25 protein-coding genes are annotated in these 25,984 nt (G+C 67.5%); 13 read left to right on the forward strand and 12 right to left on the reverse strand.

The window, feature by feature from the left end; all coding sequences use genetic code 11:
- Positions 1 to 462 (reverse strand): winged helix-turn-helix transcriptional regulator (locus FXN61_RS29295; protein ID WP_167977235.1); only part of this gene is annotated, 462 nt, incomplete at its 3' end.
- Between the two features lie 77 nt (positions 463 to 539).
- Between FXN61_RS29295 and FXN61_RS29300 the strand changes: the two genes are divergently transcribed.
- Positions 540 to 1,460: an alpha/beta fold hydrolase gene (locus FXN61_RS29300; protein WP_167977236.1), complete on the forward strand. Its 921-nt coding sequence runs from the start codon at positions 540 to 542 to the stop codon at positions 1,458 to 1,460.
- A gap of 64 nt (positions 1,461 to 1,524) precedes the next feature.
- Complete coding sequence (locus FXN61_RS29305; protein WP_167977237.1) at positions 1,525 to 2,298, forward strand: maleylpyruvate isomerase family mycothiol-dependent enzyme; 774 nt, start codon at positions 1,525 to 1,527, stop codon at positions 2,296 to 2,298.
- 15 nt (positions 2,299 to 2,313) lie between these two features.
- On the opposite strand, the gene FXN61_RS29310 is transcribed toward FXN61_RS29305, so the two are convergent.
- Positions 2,314 to 2,751 (reverse strand): DUF6326 family protein, encoded by a 438-nt coding sequence (locus FXN61_RS29310; RefSeq protein WP_167977238.1) that lies wholly within the window; start codon positions 2,749 to 2,751, stop codon positions 2,314 to 2,316.
- Between the two features lie 162 nt (positions 2,752 to 2,913).
- Between FXN61_RS29310 and FXN61_RS29315 the strand changes: the two genes are divergently transcribed.
- From FXN61_RS29315 to FXN61_RS29340, 6 genes are all read left to right on the forward strand, one after another.
- A complete protein-coding gene (locus FXN61_RS29315) occupies positions 2,914 to 4,068 on the forward strand; it encodes a sensor histidine kinase (protein ID WP_312878076.1) in 1,155 nt (384 codons plus the stop codon).
- A complete protein-coding gene (locus FXN61_RS29320) occupies positions 4,065 to 4,721 on the forward strand; it encodes a response regulator (protein ID WP_167977239.1) in 657 nt (218 codons plus the stop codon). The genes FXN61_RS29315 and FXN61_RS29320 overlap by 4 nt, the downstream gene beginning before the upstream one ends.
- Positions 4,722 to 5,109: 388 nt before the next feature.
- Positions 5,110 to 5,535 carry a hypothetical protein gene (locus FXN61_RS29325; protein WP_167977240.1) on the forward strand — a complete coding sequence of 142 codons (426 nt, stop codon included), beginning with the start codon at positions 5,110 to 5,112 and terminating at the stop codon, positions 5,533 to 5,535.
- 55 nt (positions 5,536 to 5,590) lie between these two features.
- Positions 5,591 to 5,785: a hypothetical protein gene (locus FXN61_RS29330; protein WP_167977241.1), complete on the forward strand. Its 195-nt coding sequence runs from the start codon at positions 5,591 to 5,593 to the stop codon at positions 5,783 to 5,785.
- Positions 5,786 to 6,381: 596 nt separating this feature from the next.
- The gene (locus FXN61_RS29335) at positions 6,382 to 7,269 is read left to right on the forward strand and encodes a hypothetical protein (protein WP_167977242.1); all 888 of its coding nucleotides are present in this window, start codon (positions 6,382 to 6,384) and stop codon (positions 7,267 to 7,269) included.
- Positions 7,270 to 7,477: 208 nt separating this feature from the next.
- Positions 7,478 to 8,074, forward strand: coding sequence for a M67 family metallopeptidase (locus tag FXN61_RS29340; protein WP_167977243.1), 597 nt, complete (start codon positions 7,478 to 7,480; stop codon positions 8,072 to 8,074).
- A gap of 229 nt (positions 8,075 to 8,303) precedes the next feature.
- On the opposite strand, the gene FXN61_RS29345 is transcribed toward FXN61_RS29340, so the two are convergent.
- From FXN61_RS29345 to FXN61_RS29360, 4 genes are all read right to left on the reverse strand, one after another.
- Positions 8,304 to 9,212, reverse strand: coding sequence for an alpha/beta hydrolase (locus FXN61_RS29345; protein ID WP_167977244.1), 909 nt, complete (start codon positions 9,210 to 9,212; stop codon positions 8,304 to 8,306).
- A complete protein-coding gene (locus FXN61_RS29350) occupies positions 9,205 to 9,864 on the reverse strand; it encodes a TetR/AcrR family transcriptional regulator (protein ID WP_167977245.1) in 660 nt (219 codons plus the stop codon). Before FXN61_RS29350 ends, FXN61_RS29345 begins: the two co-directional genes overlap by 8 nt.
- Before the next feature lie 28 nt (positions 9,865 to 9,892).
- Entirely contained in the window at positions 9,893 to 10,708 is an 816-nt protein-coding gene (locus tag FXN61_RS29355) for an oxidoreductase (RefSeq protein WP_167977246.1), read from the reverse strand.
- Between the two features lie 124 nt (positions 10,709 to 10,832).
- Positions 10,833 to 11,642 carry a rhamnogalacturonan acetylesterase gene (locus tag FXN61_RS29360; RefSeq protein ID WP_167977247.1) on the reverse strand — a complete coding sequence of 270 codons (810 nt, stop codon included), beginning with the start codon at positions 11,640 to 11,642 and terminating at the stop codon, positions 10,833 to 10,835.
- 167 nt (positions 11,643 to 11,809) lie between these two features.
- Between FXN61_RS29360 and FXN61_RS29365 the strand changes: the two genes are divergently transcribed.
- From FXN61_RS29365 to FXN61_RS29375, 3 genes are read left to right on the forward strand one after another with little or no spacing between them, the layout of a single operon-like run.
- The gene (locus FXN61_RS29365; protein ID WP_223165646.1) at positions 11,810 to 14,812 is read left to right on the forward strand and encodes a glycoside hydrolase family 2 TIM barrel-domain containing protein; all 3,003 of its coding nucleotides are present in this window, start codon (positions 11,810 to 11,812) and stop codon (positions 14,810 to 14,812) included.
- Positions 14,813 to 14,819: 7 nt separating this feature from the next.
- Positions 14,820 to 15,707 (forward strand): extracellular catalytic domain type 1 short-chain-length polyhydroxyalkanoate depolymerase, encoded by an 888-nt coding sequence (locus tag FXN61_RS29370; RefSeq protein ID WP_167977249.1) that lies wholly within the window; start codon positions 14,820 to 14,822, stop codon positions 15,705 to 15,707.
- 48 nt (positions 15,708 to 15,755) lie between these two features.
- A complete protein-coding gene (locus FXN61_RS29375; RefSeq protein WP_167977250.1) occupies positions 15,756 to 16,433 on the forward strand; it encodes a DUF1345 domain-containing protein in 678 nt (225 codons plus the stop codon).
- On the opposite strand, the gene FXN61_RS29380 is transcribed toward FXN61_RS29375, so the two are convergent.
- Positions 16,425 to 17,882 carry a glycoside hydrolase gene (locus FXN61_RS29380; RefSeq protein ID WP_167977251.1) on the reverse strand — a complete coding sequence of 486 codons (1,458 nt, stop codon included), beginning with the start codon at positions 17,880 to 17,882 and terminating at the stop codon, positions 16,425 to 16,427. The genes FXN61_RS29375 and FXN61_RS29380 overlap by 9 nt on opposite strands.
- A gap of 235 nt (positions 17,883 to 18,117) precedes the next feature.
- Between FXN61_RS29380 and FXN61_RS29385 the strand changes: the two genes are divergently transcribed.
- Positions 18,118 to 19,332, forward strand: coding sequence for an IS110 family RNA-guided transposase (locus FXN61_RS29385; protein WP_167977252.1), 1,215 nt, complete (start codon positions 18,118 to 18,120; stop codon positions 19,330 to 19,332).
- 17 nt (positions 19,333 to 19,349) lie between these two features.
- On the opposite strand, the gene FXN61_RS29390 is transcribed toward FXN61_RS29385, so the two are convergent.
- From FXN61_RS29390 to FXN61_RS29410, 5 genes are all read right to left on the reverse strand, one after another.
- Positions 19,350 to 21,257, reverse strand: coding sequence for a DUF2264 domain-containing protein (locus tag FXN61_RS29390; protein ID WP_188135605.1), 1,908 nt, complete (start codon positions 21,255 to 21,257; stop codon positions 19,350 to 19,352).
- A gap of 187 nt (positions 21,258 to 21,444) precedes the next feature.
- On the reverse strand, positions 21,445 to 22,461 hold the full coding sequence (locus FXN61_RS29395; protein WP_312878077.1) for a hydroxyacid dehydrogenase: 1,017 nt from the start codon (positions 22,459 to 22,461) through the stop codon (positions 21,445 to 21,447).
- Positions 22,458 to 23,267, reverse strand: coding sequence for a carbohydrate ABC transporter permease (locus FXN61_RS29400; protein WP_167977258.1), 810 nt, complete (start codon positions 23,265 to 23,267; stop codon positions 22,458 to 22,460). Before FXN61_RS29400 ends, FXN61_RS29395 begins: the two co-directional genes overlap by 4 nt.
- Before the next feature lie 47 nt (positions 23,268 to 23,314).
- Complete coding sequence (locus FXN61_RS29405) at positions 23,315 to 24,247, reverse strand: carbohydrate ABC transporter permease (protein ID WP_167977253.1); 933 nt, start codon at positions 24,245 to 24,247, stop codon at positions 23,315 to 23,317.
- The gene (locus tag FXN61_RS29410) at positions 24,244 to 25,569 is read right to left on the reverse strand and encodes an ABC transporter substrate-binding protein (RefSeq protein WP_167977254.1); all 1,326 of its coding nucleotides are present in this window, start codon (positions 25,567 to 25,569) and stop codon (positions 24,244 to 24,246) included. Before FXN61_RS29410 ends, FXN61_RS29405 begins: the two co-directional genes overlap by 4 nt.
- A gap of 103 nt (positions 25,570 to 25,672) precedes the next feature.
- On the opposite strand from FXN61_RS29410, the gene FXN61_RS29415 reads away from it, so the two are divergent.
- Positions 25,673 to 25,984 (forward strand): DeoR family transcriptional regulator (locus tag FXN61_RS29415; RefSeq protein WP_167977255.1); only part of this gene is annotated, 312 nt, incomplete at its 3' end.

Raw genomic sequence — 25,984 nt, forward strand, 5'->3', positions numbered from 1 at the left:
CTCGAAGCCGGAGCGCGTCGCGCGGAGCTGGAGGGGCGGGTCGCCGATCTCGAGGCCGACCGTCGCCGAGGCGCGGACCTTGACCCTGGCATCGAGCAGGGCGGGGACGGCGAGGGTGAGCCACTCCGGGCGGAAGGAGTCGCCGTCGGGGCCGCGGACCATCAGCGGGGTGGACCAGCGGATCAGACTCTCGATCGGCTGGCGCAGCTCGGCACCCCACGGCGTGAGGACGTACTCGACCACGCTGCCCTCGCCGGCCAGTCGCCGCTCGACCACGCCGGAGGCCTCGAGGTCGCGGAGCCGGTCGGCGAGCAGGTTGGTCGCGATGCCGGGGAGGCCGTTGATCAGGTCCCGGTAGCGGGCGGGGGCGATGAGAAGCTGGCGGACGATGAGCAGGTTCCACCGGTCGCCGACGACTTCGAGCGACCGGGCGAGCCCGCAGTACTGGCCGTAGCTACGCATTATGCCCTCTACTTGACTATCTCAAGTGCGCTTGACAACCTCAAGTCTACGGCAAGACCGAGCGGAGAGGGGCCGTCATGGCTGATACCACCAAGAGCGTGCGGCCCGCCTGGGTCGACGACAGCCTGTTCCCGTTCGAGAGCCGCTTCGTCGACATCGACGGGCACACCGTGCACTACGTCGACGAGGGGTCAGGTCCCACACTGCTGTTCCTGCACGGCAACCCGACCTGGTCGTTCCTCTGGCGCGACGTGATCCGCGCGCTGCGCGAGGACTTCCGGTGCATCGCCCTCGACTACCCGGGCTTCGGGCTGTCGACGCCGAAGCCCGGCTACCGTTACCTGCCCGAGGAGCACGCAGACGTGGTCACCGGGTTTGTCGACGCGCTTGGCCTCGATGGAGCCACTCTGGTCGGGCAGGACTGGGGCGGCCCGATCGGCCTGGCCGCCGTGCAGCGGCGGCCGGGCGTCTTCGATCGGCTGGTGCTCGCCAACACCTGGGCCTGGCCGGTCAACGGCGTCCTTCACTTCGAGGCCTTCTCTCGCACCGCCGGCGGACTCCGATCCGCTTCCTGGTCCGACGGCTCCAACTTCCTCGTCAACGCGTTCATCCCCACCGGCCACCGAAAGCGGAAGCCGACCGCAGCCGAGATGACTCACTACCGCCGGGCGCTGGACACCCCTGAGCGGCGCCAGGCCTCCGCCGTACTCCCCGGCAGGGTCCTCGCCAGCCGGGCCTTCTTCGCCGAGGTCGAGGCCGGCCTTGCCGACCTCGCCCACCTGCCGACACTGATCGTGTGGGGTGACGCCGACATCGCCTTCCGGCCCCACGAGCGCGAGCGACTGGAAGCGACCTTCATCGACCACAAGACGGTCATCGTCGAGGGTGCCAGCACCTACGTGGAGTCCGATGCGCCGGAGGAGTTCGTCGCCGCGATCCGCGATTGGGCAGCGACGCAGCGGACAGACGAGAGTCGTGTGGGTGAGAGGGACCTGTAGGGCGGCGAGCCGGTGTGGAGTTGATCAGCGGAACACATGCGTGGGTTCGGGAGTTGGGGATGGCATGAGTCAACTCGTGGATCGCACGATCACCGTCCTGCGCGCCGAGCATGACATGCTCGCGAGTCTCGTCCGCACCTTCACCGATCATCAGCTGGCCGTCACCAGCGGCGCCGCGGAGTGGACCGTCGCCCAGGCTCTGTCCCACCTCGGCAGCGGCGCGGAGATCGGCCATGCGCCGATCGCCCGGGCCACCGGAGAGACCGTGGCGGCCGAGGACAACCAGACGATCTGGGCCCGCTGGGACGCGTCCGCGCCGCGGGCGCAGGCCGAGGGCTTCCTGAAACACGACGGCCGCTTGCTCGACATGGTCGAGGCGCTCACGCCCGAGCAGCGCTCGTCGCTGACCGTCGACCTCGGCTTCCTGCCGGAGCCGGTCCCGCTGCTGACCGCCCTGGCCATGCGGCTCAACGAGGTGGCCAACCACTCGTGGGACGTGCGCGTGGCCTTCGACCCACACGCCGGAGTGAACGCCGACTCGGCCGCGGTGCTCGTCGACCTCCTGGCCGGGCCCATGGACTTCTTGGTGAGCTTCCTCGCGAAGCCGGCCGAGCTCGCGGCCCCGGTGTCCGTCTCGGCCCCCGGCGCCGGGCTGGTGATCGACGACGTGGCCACCGTGGTGGACCACCTCGAGTCACCTTCCGCGACGTTCAACGGACCGCAGGAAGCGTTCGTCCGTCTGATCAGCGGCCGTCTCAAGGCGCCGTACGACAACGGCGTCACCGTCGAGGGCAGCGTCACGCTCGACGACCTGCGTCGCGTGTTCCCCGGCTTCTGACGCGGCCTCGGTCAGTTATGGCAGCGAGGGTGCGACCGTCGGTGGCGGCCATTTCCAGGCGGCTCGGGCGATGACGGCAAGGAGTATCACTTCGATGAGGCTGCCGACGAGGTAGTAGATCCACGTCTCGCCGATGCACGACACGATGATGGTGATCATGTAGAGGAAGCTGACGACGATGTTGACGGTTCGGTTGACCCGTGGTGTGAGGAGGAGTGTCAGAACCACCATCAGGATTGGCGGCAGGATGTAGATCAGGGTGGAGGTCAGGAACACCTGGTTGACCGTGAATGCCGTGGTCGCCATCTTGCCGTCGAGCGCGGCGTCGAGGACATCAGCGCGGTAGAGCCCGAAGATGTCGACGTAGGCGAACACGAAAAGCATCGTGACCCACAGGGAGCAGAGCACGAGCTTCACATCGACCGGGGTGTCTCGGTACTGCCTTGGCGTCATCACGGGATCTGCTCCTCTGGTTGGGCGAGGATGTCCAGTGTCATCGCGTCGGGTTCGTGGCACACCGGGGTCTCGGTCAGTGTTGCCCTGACCGATCGGCCAGGGCTGGACCTGCCTTTTCGGTCGATCCGCTGTCTCGTCCGAGGCCCTATTCTGTGGCTGGTGAGGAGAACTCCCGGTTGGCTGCGGATGGAGCCTGACGGCGAGAGTCCACCGGTTCGCGTGTGGCGCGACTGGTTGCTCGTCGCGGGGGTGGCGGGAACGGCGATGGCGGAGGTCGTCGTTCGCGACGACATGGTGTGGCGTCCCGTCGGCGTCGTGTTCGGTTTGACGTTGGCGCTCACGATGCTGTGGCGGCGAGTTCGCCCGCTTGCCGCGGTGGGACTGGGGTTCGGCGGGTTGATGGTGGTCGACCTGGCGGCGGTCTTCGTTGGCGGCGAGCCCTTTTCGCTGTACGCCGGCACGTTCGTCGTGGTTCTCGTGTACTCGCTGTTCCGGTGGGGAACCAGCCGGCAGACGGCGATCGGGTTGGCGATCGTGCTGCTGGAATGGCTCGTTGCCGTCACAACCGACTTCCCCGGCGTCGCCGATGCCAGCGGTGGCTTGGTTGTGTTGTTGTTCCCCGCCGTGCTCGGCGTCTTGGTCCGCTACCAGCGCATCGTCCGCACCCAACGGGTCGAGCGGGTCCGGTTCCACGAGCGGGAGATGCTGGCCCGGGAGTTGCACGACACCGTCGCTCATCACGTGTCCGCTATCGCAATTCAGGCACAGGCGGGACGATTCCTGGCCAGTTCACGCGACCTGGACGGAGCCGCCAGGGCACTCGAAGTCATCGAGGGCGAGGCGTCGCGCACTCTGGCCGAGATGCGCTCCATGGTCGGGTCCCTCCGCCGGGGCAACGGCACGCCAGAGGTGTTCGCCCAACGCGGCGTGGCCGACATCGAGGGTTTGGCCACAGGGGAAGGAGATCAGGGTCTGCGGATCGATGTCGAGCAGTGCGGCGATCTCAACGATCTGCGACCCTCGGTCGAGGCGGCGCTGTACCGGGTTGCCCAGGAGTCGATCACCAACGCGAAGCGCCACGCACGGCACGCGACCCAGGTGCACGTCCTCGTGGACGGCGGCACCGACACCGTGCGGTTGAGCGTCAGTGACGACGGTGAGCGCGGCCTGTCCAACTCCCGTGTGCCAGGCTATGGGCTCGTGGGCATGGCTGAGCGCGTGACGCTGCTCGGGGGAACCCTCGAGGCGGGCCCAGGCCCCGACCACGGCTGGACGGTCCACGCGGTGATCCCGAGGCGAGAGGCTCTCGCATGACCATCCGCGTGATCATCGCCGACGATCAGAACATCATCCGAGCGGGACTGACCACGATCCTCAACGGCCAACCCGACATCGACGTGATCGGCCAAGCCGCCGACGGCCACGAGGCCGTGACGCTCGCCCGCCGGCTACGGCCCGACGTATGCCTGTTCGACATCCGGATGCCGCACCTCGACGGCGTCGAGGCAACCCGCCTGCTCGCGGGACCCGACGTCGAGGACCCGCTGGCCGTGGTCGTCATCACCACCTTCGACACCGACGAACATGTCAGCGGGGCCCTGAAAGCAGGCGCCAGAGGTTTCCTGCTCAAGGACGCCGGCCCCGACCTGTTGGTCCAGGCCATCCACGCCGCCGCCGAGGGCGACGCCCTCATCGCCCCCAGCGTCACCGCCCGACTGCTCGCCAGCTTCGCCGACTCGGCAACCTCCTCGAAGCGCGCTCAACCGCTCGTCACACTGACCGACCGGGAGGAAGAGGTCGCACTGACCGTTGCCCAGGGCCGGACCAACGCCGAGATCGCCGACGAACTCCACATCAGCCTCAGCACCGTCAAGTTCCACCTCGCGAGCCTCATGAACAAGATCGGTGCCCGCAACCGCGTCCAGATCGCCATCTGGGCATACGAAACCAAGCGAGTGCGGCCCTGAAACCTGGGACCGGTGTGCCTGACGCGCCGACAGTGCGGGCGGCCCTCGCAGCTGATCGGCCAGGCCCGCTGAACGTACGCACAGAGATCAATCAGACGCACTCCCTGTCGTCTGCTCGTCGGCATGAGCGTGCGTTCTGGGGCTGATCACGGGCAAGCCGTGCTCGTGCCCGGCAAGGCGGCTCGTGAGGCTTAATCGAGGCAGCGCAACCACACCACACGTGTCCCGCCTTACTGTGCGGGCAGCAACTCGCTGCCGCTGCCGCTAAGGACCCGTGATGGGCAGTCAACGCCATGAACGCGCCCTGCACATCATTCCGGCGCAGCCGGATGGCATCTTCCGGTCAGGGTGGGTCCGGTCCCGGAGGCGTGGAGCTAGCGTTCGCGGCATGAACCTGCGTCGACTTCCTCGCCCGTGGGTGCGGCTCGCGTCTGTCGTCGCGCTCGGCTTCGCGCTGTGGCTGCTACTGGTCCCGCGGATCGCGCTCTACTACGTGGACGACGGCGTGCCCTACGACGTCGACGTCAAGTACGCGTGGGGCCGGGGCACCAGCGACCAGATGATGCTCTTGCCAGCCGACCTGTTCAGCGGGGATCCGACTGTCGGCGGGCTCGTCACCAGCGTTCGGCTCAACTGCGGTTTCGTGTTCACTTCGGCGGACAACGGGTCAGGGTTCCCCGGCAGCGCGGCGGCGTGCTCAGCGGTCGAGACGCCGCGGCTGATCGGCGGCATCGGGCTCGGCGTGCTCGGCATCGCCGGGCTCGTGGTCGTCAGTCGCCTACCGTCGACCCGCGATGCTGGGGAGCGCGGCTAGGAGGCGCCCTGGTTGTGGGCGAGCTGCCCACCCACCGAACTCGGGTCGTGGCCTGATGCTGCTCCCGTACGAATCCACCGGTCTTCCGGTCGCCGAGGCTGAGCTGGCTTGCCCCTCGACGGGGTGGACGCAGCGACGCCACTGGCTCGCGCTGGGCTGTGGTTGGCCACCGCTGGCCGACATCACCGGTGCCGCTCATCTCGTGGTTCGCGTCCAGGGTTGCGCGTTGCACGCGGGGCGTCGTCCGTGAGTGTTTGGTGGCCGTGACCGATGCCAGGTTTCGTTTCCCCTGCCGGTGAAGGTCGTCCCGCTGCCAGCGAAGTCTGACCGGATGCAGGCTTCTGCCACTTCATGTCGATCGATGCGTTTGTGGGTGCCGGCAAGTAGCCGGTCATGCCGGATCGGTGAGGATGGGATGACGGCCGACGACCATGCCTGCAACCAGATCGATGGCTCGGTCTCGGGTCCAGTGGTTCAGGCACGGGACGTTGGCGCAATCCACTTCCACGAGGTTGGCCCACGGGATGCCGACCCCAGGCCACCATGATGATCTCCTGGGCGAGGTGGTGGCGCAGGCCATTGCGGGCGTCAGCCAAATCGTGGTGCTGGTGGGCGGGTCTACTTGAGTGGCACAAAGTCGCGTCCGGTCAGACTTCGGTGGCAGCGGGACGACCTTCATTGGCAACGGACAAGACTCATCGACATCGATCACGCACTTGATCGGCAACTGCGGTCAGAACTGGGATCTGGAACAAGGATGGAGTCTCGATACGAGGTAGGTCTTCGCCCATGGCACAGGACCGCCCTGTTGATCAGTAAGCTTGCCCACGCAGCGAGAGGAGTGTGATGAGTTACTCCACCCCCTTCGGTCGTGGGGAGGGCTTCTACCGCAGGAAACAAAAAGACGACGACATCTCGATAGTCTCCGATGCCCGGCGCGCTGCGGAGCGGCTTCCGCCAGCACGACCCGACGATGAGGTCGTCGCGCAGCCGCAACGCCAGGATGACGAGGCAGCCGCCACCGCGCCGCCAGTGCTCGAACTCCTTCTGTACCACGAAGAAGAGCGAGCCGCGGCCCGCGCTTCTGGTGATGTCCGGCTGGCGAACAGTGCACTGGTCGACGTGGTCCGTGACCTCGACGTGCTGCTGGACAGCACGGAGAGCTACCTGAGCCAGGCCGACGGCGCCAGGTCACGGCAACTGGTGCGGGATGCCGTGCCACACCTGGTGGCCATCTCGGCGGTCGCCGCGATGCCGCTGACTGAAGTTGCAGAGTTTCTTGACCTGCCGCCAGACCGGGTCGAGACCGTGCTGCATGCACTCGCCCGGCACGGCGACGTCGACCCCGACGAACGCCAGCACGCGCTCGAGCAGCTTCAGTGGCTACGTGGCCAGCTGCGGCAGGTGGAAATCACCAATGACCACTCGCTGCTGGATCGCGTGCTGGCATTCGTGTCCAAGTTCGTGCTACTCGGATTCATCACGCTGACCTCGGCTGCCGCGGGCGCGTTCACCGTCGGTGAGTCCGTGGTCAAAGAGGTCATCAAGACAGCGGTGATCGCATTGGTCGCAGCCGCATTACAAATGAGCGCTGATCACGTACGCATCCAACGCGACAAATCGACCCAACGCAGCCTTGCACGTGAAGCTCACGCCGCACTGCTCTCGGATCTGTCAATAGCGGGCATCCTATGGGAGGAACCCGCCTACGAGGGTGAGCACGCTATTACGTGAGTGAGGCTACATGTGCGAATGTGTGTCGCACGGGTCACCTCGATTCCGCTCGACTGGCACGACAAATGGCACTACTGGGACGCACTCGATGGCGTCGCCGCAGCGCTCCGCAATGACACGCCGGATCAGCTGTTCATTGAGGTGCGCAGGCTCACTGCGTTGAATCCTCCCACATGATCACCGCAGGACAGCTTCAGGAGAACATTCCATGCTTACCATCGATAAGGCAATACTGGATGCCATCGTCGCGCATGTTCTCGCCGACCTGCCCCGGGCAGCGTGTGGCGTCGTGGCTGGCAGGTTCGGTTCCGACAAGCCTGAACGCCACATTCCCATGATCAACAGCGTAGATTCTCCCGACTTCTGGCAGTTCGATCCCCAGCAACAACTTCAGGTCTACCGTGAGATGGATTATCAAGGCGAAGAGCCTGTTGTTGTGTATTGTTCGTACCCGGCATCCGAGGCATATCCCGGGGAAGTGCATATTCGATTTGCAGATCCGGAGGTGCACCACCTGATCATCTCCACCCGCGATCCGGGGAACGTTGAAATCCGCTCGTTCCGGATCGAGGACGGAAAGGTCGCCGAGGAGGTCATCAAGATCGTTTCGGCGCCACTGGTCGAACCCGGTGAGCAAACCGGGTGGGCGGACTGGCCTCGTACCGTCGCCGTCGCCGCGCACGAAATCGCCGTCCAAGTCGGCAAGGGCCAGCCGTTGGTCGCGCTCGACCTGTTCGACCGGATGCTCGCCGAGCTCGACCGTCGACGCCGAGCGCTCGCCGACCTCGCCAACACCGGCGACTGATGCGTTCACGCCGGCTCTGTCGGCGAGATCCACTTCCACGGTGTGCAGGCTTGCCGTTGCAGCGATCGCGGCGAGGGGGCTGGGCATCTCCAGCGGGGCCTCGTCGGCGTCCAGCCCAGCTCTTCGTGACCGGCGGCTGGTGTAATGCACAAGGCTTGGATCACGGTTTGAGGAGCACCACTGGGGGCGCACCCGGCCCGATGGTCACCGACCTGAACCCACCGTGCGTTCAGCCGCCGTTGAGCGCTTCGGCCAGTGCGGTGGTCTGGGCCTCGACGAAGGCCTGGGAGAGGCCGGTTTTCGGTTCGATGGAGTCGAAGTTGTGGTAGGCGCCGGGCACCACGTGAAGGGTGCGGTCGACGCCGGCCTGCTGCAGTCGCCGGGCGTAGGTGACGTTCTCGTCGTGGAACAGGTCGTTGGTGCCGACGCCGATCCAGGCGGGCGGAAGGCCGGAGAGGTCGTCGTAGCGGGCCGGCGCGGCCAGCGGGGGCGCATTGCCGTCCGCGGTGGCGGAACCGAGGTAGGCGTGCCAGCCGAACCGGTTGCTCTTCTGGCTCCATAGGCGTAGCCAACGCGGTTGGATGTCGGTGCGGGTGGTGGTCCGGTCGTCCAGCATCGGGTAGGACAGCAGCTGCAGGACCGGACGGATCTCGCCGCGTTCCTTCGCCAGCAGCGCCACCGCGGCGGCCAGACCTCCGCCGGCGCTGGCGCCGCCGACGGCGATGCGTGCGGGGTCGATGTCGGCCTGGCGGGCGAGCCAGCGCAGCGCGGTGTAGCAGTCTTCCAGCGGTGTCGGGAACGGGTGCTCGGGTGCGAGCCGGTACTCCACCGAGACGACGACGATGTTGAGCTGCTCGGCGATCCGGCGGCAGAACCGGCTGTCCTGCGCTGCGTCGCCGAGCACCATTCCGCCGCCGTGGATCCACAGCAGCGCCGGCGTCCGAGGCCGGGCCGAAGCCGGCCGGAAGACGTGTACCGACACGTCGGTGTCCACGGAGACGACCTGCGCGTCCGGCCGCCGAGTGCTCCCGGTGAGCTTGGTGAGGAGCCGGAGCGTGGGAAGAGTTCGGGCGGTGATGATGGTGCGGGGAAGGAATCGCGCGGCCCGCAGCTGCGAGTTGAACGGTTGCTCAGTCATCGTTTTCCTGACGGGAGGACGACGTGGCCGGGTGTGCCGGCTTGCCTGCGGAAGTGTCGGTCATGGGTCTGAGCTCGGCGTCCACCAAGGCCAAGGCATTGCGGAGTCCCTGCTCCAGGAGGTCGTCGGAGAGCTGTCGGTCCGTAAGAGCGCGGGAGAGCTGTAGCGTCCCAGCCATCAGGCCGAGGAGGCTGAGCGCTTTCACGCGGGCTGAGAGCGGATCCTCGGGTGCCATGCGGGCGGCGAGGCCGTCGATGACGACCAGCACACCGTCGGTGTACGCCTGCTTGATCGCGTCGTCGCCGCGCGCGATCTCGTCGAGCAAGGCGGCGTTGGGGCAGCCGTCGACGGGATCGTCCCGGTGGTCGGCCGACAGGTACGAACGCACGATCTGTTCGAGGCCGGCCGCGCCGGGGTCCGCCTGCTCGACGATGTTCGCGTGCAGTGTGTCCAGTTCGTTGGCGATCGCGGTGGTGACGAGGCTGTCCTTGGACGCGAAGTGGGCGTAGAAGGCGCCGTTGGTCAGGCCCGCGTCCTTCATGAACGTCGAGACGCCGGAGCCGTCGATGCCGTCGCGCTTGAGCCGTCGGCCGGCCGTCGCGATGATCCGCTGCCTTGTCTCCTGTTTGTGTTCTTTCGTGTACCGCACCATGCCTTCCTCCATCTCAGCCGATCACGCGTCAGTTGCGCATCCGGTTGAACCTGCGTATGACGCGGTCGAAGATCCTGGCCGGGGCGACGCGGTACACCGCGTTGATGGTCCGGGCGGTCGTGCCGGCGGTGCGCCGTAGTTTCGGGTTCCGGTCGGTGGCCGCCGCGACGATCACCTTGGCGACGACGGCGGGGTCGTCTCCGCTGCTGAGGTTCTTCTCCAGCAGCTCGTCGTAGTTGCGCCGTCCCGCCGCGTAGAGCGGCATGGGGGTGTCGGCTTCCACGCTGTGGCCTGCGAACGGAGTGTTGATCGGGCCGGGTTCGACGAGCAGGATCCGGACGCCGTGCTCGCGGACCTCGTGGTCCAGCGACTGGGAGTAGCCCTCGACCGCGTGCTTGGTCGAGACGTAGAGAGTCATGAACGGGCTGGGGACGAACCCGCTGAGGGACGAGACGTTGATGACGCGTCCCTGCCGTTGCGCCCGCATGTGCGGCAGGACCGCCTTGGTCGTCCGCATGACGCCGTAGACGTTGATGTCGAAGATGTCCTGCGTCTGGGTGATCGAGAACTCCTCGGCTGCGCCGGTTGAGCCGACGCCGGCGTTGTTGACCAGGACGTCGATGCGCCCGAACCGGTCGATCACCTGCTTGACCGCCGAGGCGACCGATTCGTCGCTGGTCACGTCAAGGTCGAGGTAGGTCACCCCGGCGGGCGGGGTGGCTCGTGCGGTGTTGCGACCGGTTCCGATCACCTCGAAGCCGGCGGCGGCCAGTGCGGTCGCCGCCGCCTTGCCGATGCCTGAGGTGGCGCCTGTTACGAGCGCGACCTGCTGGTTTGTTGTCATCACTGGCTCCCGACGCTTTAGATTACGATCGTACGACCATAGCGCGTCGGTGGTTGCGAACCAAGATCTTCTGGAAATTAAATTATGGTCGTACTCTCAAATGAGGTGAGACGAGGACGTTCGGTCACTGAGTGCTTGTCGGCCAGACGATCGCGTTGGGCGGAATCGTGGCGGTGAGCCGCCGGAACGAGGTAGACGGCAGCACGCCCTGGTTGCGCAGTGCGGTGGCGACGAGTCGCGCCACCTCGATCGCGCCGGCGGCCTGGAAGTGCGTGTTGTCCTCGACACCGTTGGGGTAGTTGGGATACTGGCCGGCCTTCAGGTGCATGAAGTACTTCTTCGTGCCCTCGACGCCCGCGCGGTTGAACAGCGCCGTGCTGGACGTGGTCAGGTCGACCAGCGGCACGCCCTTGGCTGCCGCGAGCTGGCGCATCGCCGCCGGGTAGGCGCCGTGGGTCGGGGAAATGGTGCCCGTGCTGGTGAAACGGCGCCGTTCCACAGACGTGACCAGAACCGGCTTCGCTCCCTTGGCCCGGCTCTTGTCGATGTACTGGGACAGATAGGACTTGTAGGTCGTCGACGGCTCGGTGTAGCGGGCCGGATCTTCCTTCTTCTCGTCGTTGTGGCCGAACGAGATGAGCAGGTAGTCGCCGCGCTTGAGCTGCGCCAGGATGCGGTCGAGACGGCCCTGGTCGGCGAAGCTCTTGGAGCTGGCTCCGGATTGGGCCGCGTTCACCGCCACGGCGCTGGAGGTGAGGAACACCGGCAGCGCCTGCCCCCAGCCGACCCGAGGAGCCTGGGATGACACGTAGGTGGACGCGGTGGAGTCTCCGGCGATGAAGACCTGGACGGGAGTTGCCGCCGAGGCGCTGGTCTCCGTGACGGCCATCGTGCCTACGAGAACGCCGATGACGGCAGAGCGTTTCAGGTGCATGGGTTTCCTCATCTCTTACCTCTTGCGCAGGGAGTAGGTAAGCGCTTTCCTAGATGGGCGAGTATGGCGTTTCGGGCGCGGAAATCGCGACAGGGCGGTGAGTTTTGGCTATTCGACGGTCGAATCGATGGTCGAACAAATTCTGGGGACTCGTTCTCGGTTGCGCGGTGGTGGCGGGGCTGTGCGGCGCCCACACGACGGCGCAGGCTGAGCAGGTTCGACCGGCAGGACGGGCCGTCGACTTCACGGGGTCGTGGCAGTTCGCGCTGGTCAACACCACCGGCGAGGACGCGCCGCAGCCCGGCGACCACGATCCGGCGTGGCGGGACACCCGGCTGCCGCACGACTGGAGCATCGGGCTGGATCCGGTGGAAGGTGCGCACACGGGGGCCGGTACGGGCTTTCTGCCGGGTGGTCTCGGTTGGTATCGCAAGACTTTCACGCTGCCGCGGTCGATGGCGGGAAAGAAAGTGTCGATCGAGTTCGACGGCGTCTACATGGACTCCGAGGTGTATCTCAACGGCGTATTGCTCGGCCGTCATCCTTATGGCTACACCGGATTCGCTTACGACCTCAACGCGCACACCGATGGCACGCCGAACGTTCTCGCGGTCAAGGTGCGCAACCAGGTGCCGAGCAGCCGGTGGTACTCCGGCAGCGGCATCTACCGCGACGTCCGGCTGGTCGTGACCGAGCCCGCGCACGTGACGCGCCACGGCGTGCAGGTGACGACGCCCGACCTCGCGACCACGATCAAGTCCGGTTTCGCCACGATGCGCGTGGCGACCACCGCCGTCAGCGAGAGCAGTGCTCAGGCGGAGATCGTCTCGACGGTCAGGGATCCGCGCGGCCGGATCGTCGGCAGAGCAACGACGCGTACGGCACTGGCAGCGGAACCGAGCACCGCGACCGCGGACATCAGGATCACCGAACCGGCCCTGTGGTCGGTGGACCAGCCGAACCTGTACACAGTGGACAGTGAGATCCGGGTGCGCGGCAGGATAGTGGACACCGTCAGCACGCGCACGGGCATCCGGTACTTCGCGTTCGACCCGGACAACGGCTTCTCGCTCAACGGCGTGGAGATGAAGCTCAAGGGCGTCAACCTTCACCACGACTTGGGCGCGCTCGGCGCCGCGGTCTCGATGGACGCGATCGTCCGCCAGTTGCGGATCATGAAGAGCATGGGCGTGAACGCCGTGCGCACCTCGCACAACCCGCCCTCGCCGCAGTTCATCAGGGCGTGCGAGGAACTGGGCATCCTGCTGCAGGTCGAGGCGTTCGACACCTGGCGTGCGCCGAAGGTGAAGTACGACTACGGCCGGTTCTTCGACGCCCACAGCAGCGCCGACCTCCGCGAGATGGTGCACGCGGCCAAGAACTCGCCGTCGGTGGTGATGTGGTCGATCGGCAACGAGATCCCCGACTCCAGTTCGGCCGCGGGTCCGCCGATCGCCCGGCGGCTCATCGACGACGTGCGCGCCATCGACACCACCCGCCCGGTTGTCATGGGCACCGACCGGTATCGGCGGTTGCCCGCGGTCGGCTCGCCGCAGGACCAGATCCTGCAGATGCTCGACGGGCTGGGCTTGAACTACAACAACGCGTCCTCGATCGACGAGCTACATGCCCGTTATCCCACCAAGTTCTTCTTCGAGGCCGAGTCGTCGTCTTCCACTTCGACCCGTGGCTACTACCAGGATCCGGATCAGCTCAACACAGGCGAGAACTACACGCCGGGCAAGCGCAACACGTCTTCATACGACAACAACCTCGAGACGTGGACCTACAGCGGCGAGTACGGGCTGAAGAAGGACCGCGACCGCAAGTGGTTCGCCGGCCAGTTCCTGTGGACCGGCATCGACTACATCGGCGAGCCCACGCCGTACAACGTGTTCCCGGTGAAGTCGTCGTTCTTCGGCGCGGTCGACACCGCCGGGTTCGAGAAGGACTTCTACCACCTGTTCCGCAGCCAGTGGAGCAGTGAGCCGATGGTGCACCTGCTGCCGATGGACTGGACCGGCCACAAACCGGGTGAGCCGGTGTCGGTGTGGGCGTACAGCAACGCGGACACAGTCGAGCTGTACCTCAACGGCAAGTCGTTGGGGGAGCGGAAGTTCGACACGAAGACGACGACGTATGGCTCGAAGTACCTGGAGACCATCGAGGCGACCGGCGATGACAAGACGGTCACCACCGGCCCGTTCCCCGGCAGCTACACGAGTCCGAACGGCAGCGCGGGCAAGCTGCACCTGACGTGGTCGGTGCCGTTCCAGCCGGGACGGCTCGTCGCGGTCGCCAAGCGCGGTGGCGTGGAGGTGGCGAGAGAGGAGGTCCGCACGGCGGGCGAGCCGTACGCGATCAAGCTGACGCCGGACCGCAGGGTGACGAAGGCCGACGGCAAGTCGCTGACGTTCGTCACCGCCGAGGTCGTCGACCGTGCGGGTGTGGTCGTGCCGGACGCGGACGACCTGATCTCGTTCCAGGTCAGGGGCGGCAGTCTCGCGGGGCTGGACAACGGCCGTCAGGAGAGCGCGGAGAACTATCAGGCGAGCTCGCGCACCGCGTTCAACGGCAAGGCACTGGCGATGGTCCGATCTGGACAGTCATCCATGATTACGGTGACGGCACGTGCGCCAGGGCTGCGCACGGCGACCACTCTGGTCGCGGCGGTCGGTGGGCGGCCAGGTCAGGCGCGGGACGCTGATCCGGCACCGGTGGCGCCTCCTGTCCTGGCTCCGGCGGCGGACGCGAGCTACTCGGGTGCCCCCGCCACGATCCCCGCGGCCATGCTCGATGGAAACGGTTCGACGTACTGGTCGAACTATTACCTCAAGCGCGCCACCGGGTTGCTGCCGGCGGTGAGCCGTGCGCACGCGACGGACTGGGTGTCGCTGCCTGTTCCCGAGGGCGGTCCGGTCGGCTCGGCGCAGGTCTCGTTCCGCACCGACACGTCACATGCCTTGCCTGCGGCGATCGCGGTGTCGTACTGGAACGGCCGGGCGTTCGTGCCGGTGCGGGACGCGAAGGTCGAACGGCCGGCCGGTGAACCCGTGAGGATCACGTTCTCACCCGTGCGCAGTGATCGCCTCCGCTTGGAACTCACCAGCTCCGCACCGGGAACCACCCACGGGTTCCTCGGTATCTCGGAGGCATCGGTTGGACGTTAGGAGCGTCATGTTCCGCATTGCTTTGGCTCTCGCCGTCTTGCTCGGGCTCGTGGTCACGCCTCAGGCGTCCGCTGCCACGCTCGTCGAGGTGACGAACTTCGGCCCCAACCCCAGCAACCTCCGCCTGCACGTGTACAAACCGGACCGCGTCGCCGCCCGTCCGGCCATCTTGCTGGCCGTGCACTACTGCACCGGCTCCGGGCCCGACTTCCACCGCGGCGCGGAGTTCGGGCGGCTGGCCGACCAGTACGGGTTCGTCATCGTCTACCCGTCGGTCACCCGTGCCGACAAGTGCTTCGACGTGTCCTCGCCGCGTGCGTTGAAACGTGACGGCGGCAGCGACCCGGTCGGCCTGAACTCGATGGTCCGGTACGCACTGCGGCAGTACGGGGGAGACCCCGCCCGTGTGTACGTCACGGGTGTCTCGTCCGGCGCCATGATGACCAACGTGATGGTCGCCAACTACCCGGACGTTTTCCAAGCCGGCGCCGCGTTCGCCGGTGTGCCGGAAGGCTGCTTCGCGACGAACGACGGCTCCACCTGGAACAGCGAGTGCGCCAACGGCCGGGTGCTCAAGACGCCGCGGCAGTGGGGTGACATCGCGCGGTCGGCCTACCCCGGCTACACCGGCAAGAGGCCGCGCATGCAGCTCTGGCATGGCACGCAGGACGACATCCTGCGTTACCCGAACTTCGGCGAGGAGGTCGACCAGTGGACCAACGTCCACGGGCTGTCCACCACACCGACGTCGACCGACCAGCCCCAACCGAACTGGACTCGCCGCCGGTACAGCGACAAGGTCGAGGCGTACTCGCTGCAGGGCGTCGGGCACAACCTGATGGCGTCCGGGATGGCGTTGCGCGCCATCCAGTTCTTCGGCCTGGACCGCAGGTAAGGCGGGTCGTCGCGACAGCGGTGCGGACATGTCGTACCTTCGGTTCTCATGCCGGACGATCTTCCGACCCGCCCGCCGTCCGACGACGGCTTCGTCCTGGCGAGGACGAAGTTCCTGACGGTGATCGCGGCCGGCGTGGCCGCGGGCCTGGCGGTCTCGTTGACCGGCCACGCCGAGTTCGGGCCGCTGGTCGGCTGGGACGTGGCGACGCTGGTCTACCTGACGTGGGTGTGGCTGCTGATCTGGCCGATGAACGCCGAGGAGACCGCCCAGCACGCCGTGCGCAACGATCCCGCGCGCACCGTGTCCGAGATCGTTCTGCTGCTCGCGGCGCTGGCGAGCCTCGTGTCCGTGGGCATCGTGCTCGCCCGCGCCGCGGAGACCAGCGGTACGTCGGAGCTGTTGCGCGTGGGGCTCGGTGTGCTGTCGGTGGTGCTGTCGTGGATGGTCGTGCACACGATCTTCACGTTGCGCTACGCCCGGTTGTACTACGTCGACGTCGACGGCGGGATCGACTTCAACCAGCAGGAACCGCCCGACTACGGCGACTTCGCCTACGTCGCGTTCAGCATCGGCATGACGTTCCAGGTCTCCGACACCTCACTGTCCACGAGGGACATTCGCCGCACCGTGTTGAAGCACGCGTTGCTGTCTTACCTGTTCGGCACGGGTGTGCTGGCCACCACGATCAACCTGGTGGCCAGCCTCAGCACAACGTCACACTGACACGCCGTCGAGCTGGAAGGTCTGCACCTGCCCCGCCGCGAACGAAGCCCGCAGCAGCTTGCCGTCCAGGCGGACGTCGGTGCGCTGGACGTACCTGTCGCTGCCGCTGGTCGTCGAGGTGGACCACCGGGTGATCAGCCCGGTGGGCAGGGTGCCGAACCGGGTGAGGTCGAAGGTGATCGTCTGCGCCGAGGTCGCGGTGTTGACGCCGACGAGCACGAGCCTGCGGGCGGCGGGATCGAAGGCCACGGCGGCGTTTCCGGTGGACGCCGAGATGATCCGCATGCCCGGCCGGATGTGCCGGGTGAACTGCGCCAGCACGTAGAGCTTGTTCTGCACGGCACCCGCCCGCAGCGTGTTCGCGTCGTAGGCGATCAACGCCCACTCCGGGGTCGGGTCCATCACCTGCCAGTAGCACCACGCCGTGGGGTGCAGCCAGCGCCAGTCCAGGCACAGGTTGCTCGCCATGGAGAGACCCGTGCCGTCCTTGTCGCCGTACTCGGAGTCCCAGAGCACCTTGCCCGCCGCCCGAGCGTCGGTGTAAAGCAGGTCACGGCGTCCACCGGAACCCTGGTAGCCGTGGACGTTGATCTGGTTCACGACGGACTTCGTGGTGGCGTCGAAGGAGTTCCACGTGCTGCGGGCGACGTCGTAGCTGGTCTCGTCGGACGCGGAGATGCGCGTTCCGGACAGGCCGCGGTTGTTCAGCTCCTCGCGCAGGTACTGCAGCACAGTGCGCTGGAGGGACGGGTCGAAGTGGCAGCCCTCCTGCTTTCCGGTCGCCGACCAGTAGTCCGACGCGGGCTCGTTGAACGGGTCCACCGTGCGGAACGTGACACCCCAGCGATCGCGGAACTGCCGGGTGACCTCGGCCATGTACGAGGCGTGGGTGCGGTAGTTCCACGACTGCAGGTTGTTGCTGTTCGCGTTGGCGGCGCCGGAAGGGTTGTGGTTGATGCACATCCACCACGCCGGTGAGTTGGAGAACAGCTCCGTGATCGCGCCGCGTGCCACCGCCTTCACCACGGACGCACGTTGTTTCGCGTCAGCGCCCCACTGCCACGAGCCAGGATCGGTGGTGCGCCAGTCCTGCCAGAAGGTCTCGATCTGCTTGAAGCGGGGGATGTTCGGCGAGGCGACCATGGTCTCGCCGTTCACGGAGTTCCAGCTGCACGCGCCGAGGTTGTAGCGGGCGATGTTCATGCCCAGTCCGGGGAGCGTCGTTCCGTTGTAGGTGACGGACTTCGTGGTGAACCACAGGTCCGCGAAGTCGTCGCGGTCGCCGAACACGTTGGCCCACCACGCCAGTGATGTGCCCCAGCCTTCCCATGTGCCGTAGCTCGTGCTCGGGTCGATCGTGATGGTCTGGTCGGCGTTGGCATCCACTCCCAGCGCCGTTGCCGCGATGGCGGCGGCTGTGCCGGACAACACTGTCCTGCGGGTGACCATGACTCCTCCATAAGCTTGTTGATGTTCAGAACGGGATGTTCTGAATGCCCAGGACGGCGAGGTGTGGCTGATGTTTCCTTGTCGTTGGGTGGCTTCTTGGGAGTGGCCGCCTCGCCGTGCTGGACGCCCTGCCGCTGATTGAGATCTGTGCGCGTGTTCGTTGCGTGTCGCTGTTTATGGAGCTGCTGGCGGGCCGTCCACGGGGTTGACCTGCGAGAACGGGAGGGCGGACCGCGTGGCGGTGCGCGAGAGGATCTGGGTGGGCATCGATGTCGGCAAGGCCGGGCACCACGCGTGCGCGGTCGACGACGCGGGCAAAGTCGTGTTCAGCCAGAAGGTGGTCAACGGTCAGGCCGCGATCGAGGAGTTGATCGCCCGCGCGGACCGCAAAGCCGGCGCGGTGGTCTGGGCGGTGGACATGACCTCGGGCTCGGCCGGGTTGTTGCTGGCGTTGCTGCTCGGGTCGGGCCAGCCGGTGCTGTATGTGCCGGGCCGGTTGGTCAACCGGATGGCCGGTGCGTTTCCCGGTGAGGGCAAGACCGATGCCAGGGACGCGCGCACGATCGCCGAGACCGCGCGTCTGCGCGGTGATCTGGCTCCGGTCCCGCGCCCGGACGAGCTCGTGGCCGAGTTGCGGATCCTGACCGCGCGGCGGGAGGACCTGATGGGTGACTGGGTGCGCGGGATCAATCGGCTGCGTGAGCTGCTCGCGTCGATTTTCCCTGCGCTGGAACGTGCTTTCGACTACTCCACCCGCTCGGCGCTGGTCCTGCTCACCGGCTACTGCACCCCGGCCGGCATCCGGGCCGCGGGTGAGGCTGGTCTGGCCGAGCACCTGCGTTCCGGCGGCGCCTGGCCCACGACCATTCCGTCCATAGTGGACAAGGCAATCGCCGCGGCGGACGAGCAAACTGTTGCCCTGCCCGCGGAAGCCGCCACCGCGCCACTGATCATGAGGCTGGCACGGCAGCTGCTCGACCTCGACCGCGAGATCAAAGATCTCGACAAGCACATCACCGGACGCTTCGGCGAGCATCCACACGCCGCCCCGATCACCAGCGTTGACGGGTTCGGCCCGATCCTGGGCGCACAGTTGCTGGCTGACACCGGCGGCGACTTGCGCGCGGCATTCGGCAACTCGGGCCGCATGGCCGCCTACGCCGGCCTCGCCCCGGTTCCACGCGACTCGGGACGAGTGCAGGGCAACCTGCATCGGCCCAAGCGCTACCACCGCGGCCTGCGCCGCGTGTTCTACCTGGCCGCGCTGTCCTCCATCAAGGTCAAGGACGGACCTTCCCGGCGTTTCTACCTGCGTAAACGACAGGAGGACAAGTTCCACGCCCAAGCTCTCATCGCGCTGGCACGCCGACTGGTCGACGTCATCTGGGCGCTGCTGCGCGACGGCCGAGAATTCCATCGTTCACCACAACTCACGGCCGAAGCCGCTTGACACGTTCATTGAAACTCCTAAGGACTTGGCAGGGTGATCCTCGTATCGAGTCCATCGCTCCACCGCAGCACGATCTCGTCGCCGTGCCCGGTGAGCAGCGGGTTGGTCATGGCGCCGCAGTCGCGGTCCAGGCGCACGGCCGCGGCGAACAGGTCACCGCGTCTCACAGGGCCGGCTGTGGCCAGCCAGGGGACCGCGACGTACTTGCCCAGCGGGGACGATCCGGACTCGGTCTCCACGCCCGCCTGGTCGAACCCGCGCAGGGAACACGCCGAAGAACGCAGGCGCGCACCGGTGACCACCACCTCGGGCCTCGCTGCGGTCTCCGCCTGCGGCCGCGTGTCGGCGGCGATCGGCCAGCCGGACAGCCGCAGCCGGGCGTCTGTCTGGCCGTCCACGCGCACGATCCGGATCTCCACGCCGCTGCGCACGACCGAGACCACCAGCACAGGCGGTCCCTCGACGGTCTCGCCGGCGCGTCCGGAACCGTGGTCTGGTGAGTCGTCCGCGCCGGTGTCGACCCAGCGCACGGGTCCCTGCGACGCTCCGGCCACGACACCGCCGGGCAGCTCTTCCACGAACAGCGTCCGGAAGCCCGCGCGATGACTGGCGGCACCCTCGGGATCGAGCAGTACCACCGAGTTGTCCGTGGAACACGGCATGGTCGCCGTGGAATAGCCCAGCTTCGCGTACAGGGGCGAGTCAGCACGCCGGTCGCCGGGCAGCGCGTGATCCGTGCCGTGGTTGACCGTCGTGACGATGCCGTCGGCGCGGCGAGCCGACACCAGCCAGCCGGGTGCGGCGATGACTCGGGTGAAGTCCTTCGTCTCCACCGGCAACGGGAGTTCGGCGTCCGTCCACACGGGATGGTCAGCAGGCAGGGCCAGTCCCAGCATCCCCTTGGCGGCCCAGTACGGCGATCCCGGCCCGGAGTACGCCTGGCGGATCGCCGGCCAGCCACCGTGCCAGCCGAGCTGCAGCAGGCCGTCCGGTTCGAGCGCGCCGTGGTCGACGAAGTGCCGCAGACACCGGATGCCGCGCGCCGCAGCCAGTCCGTGCTCTGGCCCCGGCACACCCGTCATCGCGGCGACCCAGAACGGCGCCGCGGCGGCGAACCGGTAGGTGAGGCTGCGGCCCTGCATCAACGGCGACCCGTCGGCACCGAGCAGCGCGACCGCGTCCTGCAGGTACCGGGCCAGGTCGTCCGACCAGGTCTGGCGCACCTCTTGCGGGCACAGGGAGTCCGGGATGTCGAACAGGTGCGTCCACAGCAACGGGTACAGGTGCAGCGCCCAGCCCGCGTAGTGGTCGTACGCGCGTTCCTCGCCGTCGCTCAGCCACCCGCCCTCGCGCCGGAACGACGCGTGCAGAGCCAGGTCGTGCTCGATGTCCTCGGCTGACCAGGGGCCACCGGCCTCACGCAGGAAGGACTCCACGACGATGCGGAACCACACCCAGTTGATCGGCGGGTACGGCTGACCGACCACGGTGCCCAGCCAGTCGACGACCCGTTCGCGCACACCGTCGTCGAGGTGGTCCCACAGCCACGGGCGAGTCAGCTGCAGCACCAGCGCGATCGACGCCGCCTCGACCTTGGCCTGTCCCAGCTCGTCCGGCCGCGGCCACGCTTCCGGCGAGTGCGGGTCGGTGCCGGCGGCGAGGCCCCAGGCGTACCGCTCCAGCAGGGCGGGATCACCGCCGCCCGCGACGCGAAACCCGGCGAGCAGGAACGTGCGCGCGAACCCTTCCAGCCCGTCGGAGGCCGGGCCGTACCGGCTCGGCTCGCCCGGCAGGTCGATCCGAGCGCACCGAGGGGACCAGTGTCTGTTGACCGAGCCGAGCAGGTGGTCGGCGACCGCTTCCCAATGGGCGCGTGTCCAGCCCGTGTGCGGGGAGAGGAACCGGTTCTCGGGTGGGAGGATCATGCCCGCACCGCCGTCCTGCCCCTGATGGCGTCTGCAAGTACCGCCAACTCAACATCAACAGGCACTTTTCTACTACCAACAAGGTGTTCCGGGCTCGAGCACACGGCTCCGGCTCTGTGGAAGAAGTTGGGTGTGGTTGACGGCGATTCGATCAAGAGTTGGTGGCACTTGCAGACGCACTCGGGGCTCATGCCTGCACCGCCAGCCCGTGCCGGGTGACCGGTTCGAGGGGCGCCTGCCCGGAGACGTAGCGCTCCAGCTCGTCGAGCGCGGCCGCGGCCATGAGCCTGGTCTCCGAGCCCAGCGACCCTGCGACGTGCGGGGTGATCACGACGTTGGGCAGGTCGTACAGCCGTGACCAGGCGGGCAGGGGCTCGGGGTCGGTCACGTCGAGCACGGCGTGCACGCGTCCGTGTGCGCATGCCTCCTCGAGCGCGGCAGTGTCCACAAGGGACCCTCGTGCGGTGTTGATGAGCGTGGCGTGCTCGGGAAGCGCGGCCAGCTCCGCCGTGCCGATCAGGTGGCGGGTCTCCGGCAGCGCGGGTGCGTGCAGGCTCAGCACGTCCGCCTGGGGGAGTGCCTCGGCGAGCGTGACGACCTCGGCGCCGGCCGCTCGCACCAGCATGGGGTCCACGACGGGATCGACCACGAGCAACCGGCCCACCTGGAGCCGCCGCAGCAGCTCCACCACCCGCCTGCCGACGCGGGAGAACCCGACGAGCACGATCGTGCGGCCCAGACCGGACAGCTCGCCGCGCCGTTCGCGGTAGTCCCAGTCCTCGCGGAACCGGCGGGCGTCCGCGGCCAGGAACGGCACCTTCTTGAACGCCCACAGGATCGCCGCGACGGTGTACTGCGCGACCGGTTCGGCGTTGACGTGCGCGGCTGTCGTGACGAGGACGTCGCGGTCGAACACCGCGTCACCGACGTGCGACCGCACGCTGCCCGCCGCGTGCAGGGCGGCGCGCAGCCGCGGTGCCGCCGCCAGCACGTCCGAGTCGATCGGCGGACAGCCCCACGAGGTGATCAGCACCTCCACGCCGGCGAGGCGGCGGCGGACCGCGGGCGACGAGAAGTCGTGCGCCACCAAGGGACTGCCGAGCGTCGCCAGCCTGTGCAGCCGCTCCAGCTCTCGCGGGCCGAACTGCAGGTCGGCGACGTCCTGGCTCATGGCGAGCAAGACCTCCGGCCGGTGTGCCGTCACTTGACGCTCCCTGCTGCCAAGCCCTTGCGCCACTGCCGGTTGAGCACGAGGAATGCCACCACCAGCGGCAGCACCGCGAGCAGCGACCCGGTGATCACCAGCGGGGTGTACTGCGGGAACTGGTTCTGGCGCGTGCTCCACTGGAAGAGCCCCAGGCTGACGGGGAAGAGCTTGGGGTCGGTGAGCAGGACCAGTGGCAGGAAGAAGTTGTTCCAGATCCCGATGAACTGGAACAGCAGCACGGTCACCACGCCAGGACGCATCATCGGCAGCGCCACGGTGAAGAACGTGCGCAGCTGGCCGGCGCCGTCGACCCGCGCGGCTTCGAGGACCTCGTCCGGCACCGACGCGTCGGCGTACACCCTGGCGAGGTAGACGCCGAACGGGTTGGTGAGCAAGGGGATGAACACCGCCCAGAACGTGTCCACGATCCGCAGCTCGGAGGCGAGCAGGTACATCGGCAGGGCCAGCACGGTCGTGGGTACGAGCACGCCGGTCAGCGTCAGCGCGAACAGCAGCCGCCTGCCGGGGAAGCTCGTCTTGGCGATGGCGTACCCGCAGGCGGCGCAGATCAGCGAGCCGAGCACGGCTCCGCCTCCCGCGTACAGCACGGAGTTGAGCAGCCAGTGCCAGAAGATCCCGTTCTCCTGCGTGAACAACGTCTTGACGTTGGCCCACAGGTTCCACTCGCCGAACTCGAACGCGCCGGTGGTGGAGAAGTCGCCGAGCGACTTGGTCGCCGAGGTGACCAGCCACACCAGCGGCAGCAGGCTGTACAGCGCGGCGATGACCAGAATCAGGTGCACCGCAGGCACGGAAACCCAGCGCGACCTGCGGTCCGCAACGAACGTGCTCACCGCGACCTCCTCGTCGAAAAGCGCATGACGACAGCGGAAAGCAGCGCGCAGATCACCGCGAGCAGCACCGACGCCGCCGCGGCGCGCCCGTTGTCTCCGGCCACGAACGCGGCCTCGTAGACGTACATGCTCGGCGTCCAGGTGCTGGTCACCGTGCCGGTGAAGCCCCTGAGCACCATGGGTTCGGTGAACAGCTGCAACGAGCCGATGACGGTGAACACCACGGCCACGAAGACCGTCGGCCGGATCATCGGGATCTTGATCGACCACGCGGTGCGGAACCCGCCCGCGCCGTCGGCCCGCGCCGCCTCCACGATCTCCTTGGGGACCGCCTGCAGAGCCGTGTAGAAGATGATCATGTTGTAGCCGACCCACTGCCACGTCGCGATGTTCGCGATCGAGGGCAGCACGGCCGCGTCGCTCAACGGGTCGACGCCGAGCAGGTTCTTGATGGGGCCGATCGTGGGGCTGTAGAGGTACGCCCAGATCAGACCGCCGATGACCACCGGCACCGCGTACGGCACGAACACCGCCAGCGACCACATCTGCCGCAGCCGCACCACGGCGGAGTCCAGCAGCAGAGCCAGCACCAGCGAGCCGATCAGCATGCTCGGGATGTGGACCAGCGCGAACAGTGCGACGTTGCCCAGACCTGCGTGGAACGCGTTGTCCGCGAGCACCGAGACGTAGTTGCCCAGCCAGACGAACACGTGCTCAGGACCGGAGAAACCCAGGCCCTGCAAGCGTTCGGTGAACAGGCTGAGGTACAGCGCGTACAGCACCGGCACCAGCACGGTGGACACGAGCAGCACCAGGAACGGTACGGCCAGAACCAGTCCCGCGAAGTCCTTCTTGCGGGCGCGGCCGATCACCTCGGGGCTGCCGGGCGTTTCCTGCACGGGTGCGCGCTCGGGAGCGAGGACGCTCATGCCGTTTTCCCTTCCCGCACCGAAAGTCCCTTGGCGCGCATGTCGGCCACGGCGTGCTGCTGGATCTTCTTCAGCGCTTCCGGCAACGTCGTTCCGCCACCGCGGACCGGCCCGAACGAGTCGGAGATCGTCGAGAACAGGCGCAGCGCGTTGGGACCCCACGTCCAGTCCGGCACCCGCTTCGCCGCCTCGTCGAGCACGTCGTACACGGGGTCGCCGAGGAAGTAGCCGCCCTTGTACGCCTGTCGTGCCACCGCGCGGTTGGGCAGGTGCGCGGGGAACGGCGTGGTGAAGGTGCTGCCGATCTTCGGCACGTCGGGGTTAGTGCTGAGCCAGCGCAGGAACGTCATGGCGGCCTCTGGCGCCTTGCTCTCCGCGGAGATGCCGAACGCCGTGCCGCCCTGGACACCGTTGGCGGGTGTGCCGTTCCAGGTCGGCATGGTCGCCATCGCCCACCGGCCGGTGTCCTTCGGGATGGACCTGCCGAGCGTGCCGACGCTCCACGACGCCCCGAGCAGACCCCAGAGCTTGCCGTCGTGCATCCCGGCGATCCAGTCCTGCGTGCCGTGCACGACACCGGCGACGAGGTTCTCGGAGATCATCGACTGCCAGAACGTCCCGGTGCGCAGCGTGCCCTCACCCGCGATGTCGACCGCCCAGGTGTCGCCCTGCGCCGTCCACCACGGATCGCCCGCCTGCCAAGACATTCCCGCGAAGAAGGAGCCGTCGTTGAGCGGGAACGAGCAGATGCGGGCCTGCGGGTCGACCTGCTTGACGGCCGCGGCCGCCGTGCGGAACTCGTCCCATGTGCGCGGCAACGGGATGCCGTGCTGGTCGAACAAGTCCTTGCGGTAGTAGAAGACCATCGGCGCGAGGTCCATCGGCACGCCCCACGTCCTGCCGTCCGGCCGCACGCCGCGCCACGCCGCCGGGGAGTACTGGCTCTCCAGATCGGCCATGTCCGCGGTGAGGTCGCGCAGCCCACCGGTGAGCAGGATCTGCGGCAGACCCTGGTACTCGACGTGCAGGACGTCCGGCGCGTTGTGCGCCCTGATGGCGTTGGTCTGCTGGGCGTAGCCGCCGGACAGACCTGCCGCGATCACCCGCAGCTCGACGAAGACGTTCCGTTGCGTGGCGTTGAACGCGGCGACGTACTTGTCCATGCCGGTCAGCCACGACCAGATCGTGACGGTGGTGGCGCCCGGTGGTGCTGCGGTGGCGGTGCAGCCGCCGACGAGACCCGCCGCGCCCAGGGCGGCGGAGGCGCGCAGGAACCCGCGGCGGGAGAGCCCGCGGGTCTGCAGCGCTGGGGAAAGCTCCATTGCTGACCCTCCTGCTGGAGTGATGTGGCACACCTCACCTCGTGGCACACTCAGCGGTCAACGAAACGATCAGAAACACTCGGGACCGATCAGAAGCGAAGACATGAACCAGAAGTTGGCTGCTCAGCGCCATGAGCTGATCCTGCGTGCCGTCCGGACGCACGGCACGGTCCGATTGCAGGAACTGGTGGACCTGCTCGGCGCGTCGGCGGTGACGGTGCGCAGGGACGTGACCGCGCTCGCCGACCGCGGCCTCGTGGTGCGCGTGCACGGCGGGATCACGATGCCCAGGCACGCCGAGCCCTTCCCGCGCGGACCGCAGTCCGTGGTGGGCCCGGCGCCGATGCATCCGCTGGTCGGCATGGTGGCGCCCTCGGTCGAGTACTACTGGCCTGCGGTGATTCAGGGCGCGCAG

The organism is Lentzea indica, from assembly GCF_012184385.1.
GTDB lineage: Bacteria > Actinomycetota > Actinomycetes > Mycobacteriales > Pseudonocardiaceae > Lentzea > Lentzea indica.

Coding starts and splice junctions, on each gene's coding strand:
- FXN61_RS29310 (WP_167977238.1), bottom strand. CDS start 2,751: ATGACGCCAAGGCAGTACCGAGACACCCCGGTCGATGTGAAGCTCGTG.
- FXN61_RS29370 (WP_167977249.1), top strand. CDS start 14,820: ATGTTCCGCATTGCTTTGGCTCTCGCCGTCTTGCTCGGGCTCGTGGTC.
- FXN61_RS29375 (WP_167977250.1), top strand. CDS start 15,756: ATGCCGGACGATCTTCCGACCCGCCCGCCGTCCGACGACGGCTTCGTC.
- FXN61_RS29350 (WP_167977245.1), bottom strand. CDS start 9,864: ATGGTGCGGTACACGAAAGAACACAAACAGGAGACAAGGCAGCGGATC.
- FXN61_RS29335 (WP_167977242.1), top strand. CDS start 6,382: ATGAGTTACTCCACCCCCTTCGGTCGTGGGGAGGGCTTCTACCGCAGG.
- FXN61_RS29390 (WP_188135605.1), bottom strand. CDS start 21,257: ATGATCCTCCCACCCGAGAACCGGTTCCTCTCCCCGCACACGGGCTGG.
- FXN61_RS29340 (WP_167977243.1), top strand. CDS start 7,478: ATGCTTACCATCGATAAGGCAATACTGGATGCCATCGTCGCGCATGTT.
- FXN61_RS29380 (WP_167977251.1), bottom strand. CDS start 17,882: ATGGTCACCCGCAGGACAGTGTTGTCCGGCACAGCCGCCGCCATCGCG.
- FXN61_RS29355 (WP_167977246.1), bottom strand. CDS start 10,708: ATGACAACAAACCAGCAGGTCGCGCTCGTAACAGGCGCCACCTCAGGC.
- FXN61_RS29405 (WP_167977253.1), bottom strand. CDS start 24,247: ATGAGCGTCCTCGCTCCCGAGCGCGCACCCGTGCAGGAAACGCCCGGC.
- FXN61_RS29360 (WP_167977247.1), bottom strand. CDS start 11,642: ATGCACCTGAAACGCTCTGCCGTCATCGGCGTTCTCGTAGGCACGATG.
- FXN61_RS29330 (WP_167977241.1), top strand. CDS start 5,591: ATGCTGCTCCCGTACGAATCCACCGGTCTTCCGGTCGCCGAGGCTGAG.
- FXN61_RS29300 (WP_167977236.1), top strand. CDS start 540: ATGGCTGATACCACCAAGAGCGTGCGGCCCGCCTGGGTCGACGACAGC.
- FXN61_RS29320 (WP_167977239.1), top strand. CDS start 4,065: ATGACCATCCGCGTGATCATCGCCGACGATCAGAACATCATCCGAGCG.
- FXN61_RS29410 (WP_167977254.1), bottom strand. CDS start 25,569: ATGGAGCTTTCCCCAGCGCTGCAGACCCGCGGGCTCTCCCGCCGCGGG.
- FXN61_RS29325 (WP_167977240.1), top strand. CDS start 5,110: ATGAACCTGCGTCGACTTCCTCGCCCGTGGGTGCGGCTCGCGTCTGTC.
- FXN61_RS29305 (WP_167977237.1), top strand. CDS start 1,525: ATGAGTCAACTCGTGGATCGCACGATCACCGTCCTGCGCGCCGAGCAT.
- FXN61_RS29345 (WP_167977244.1), bottom strand. CDS start 9,212: ATGACTGAGCAACCGTTCAACTCGCAGCTGCGGGCCGCGCGATTCCTT.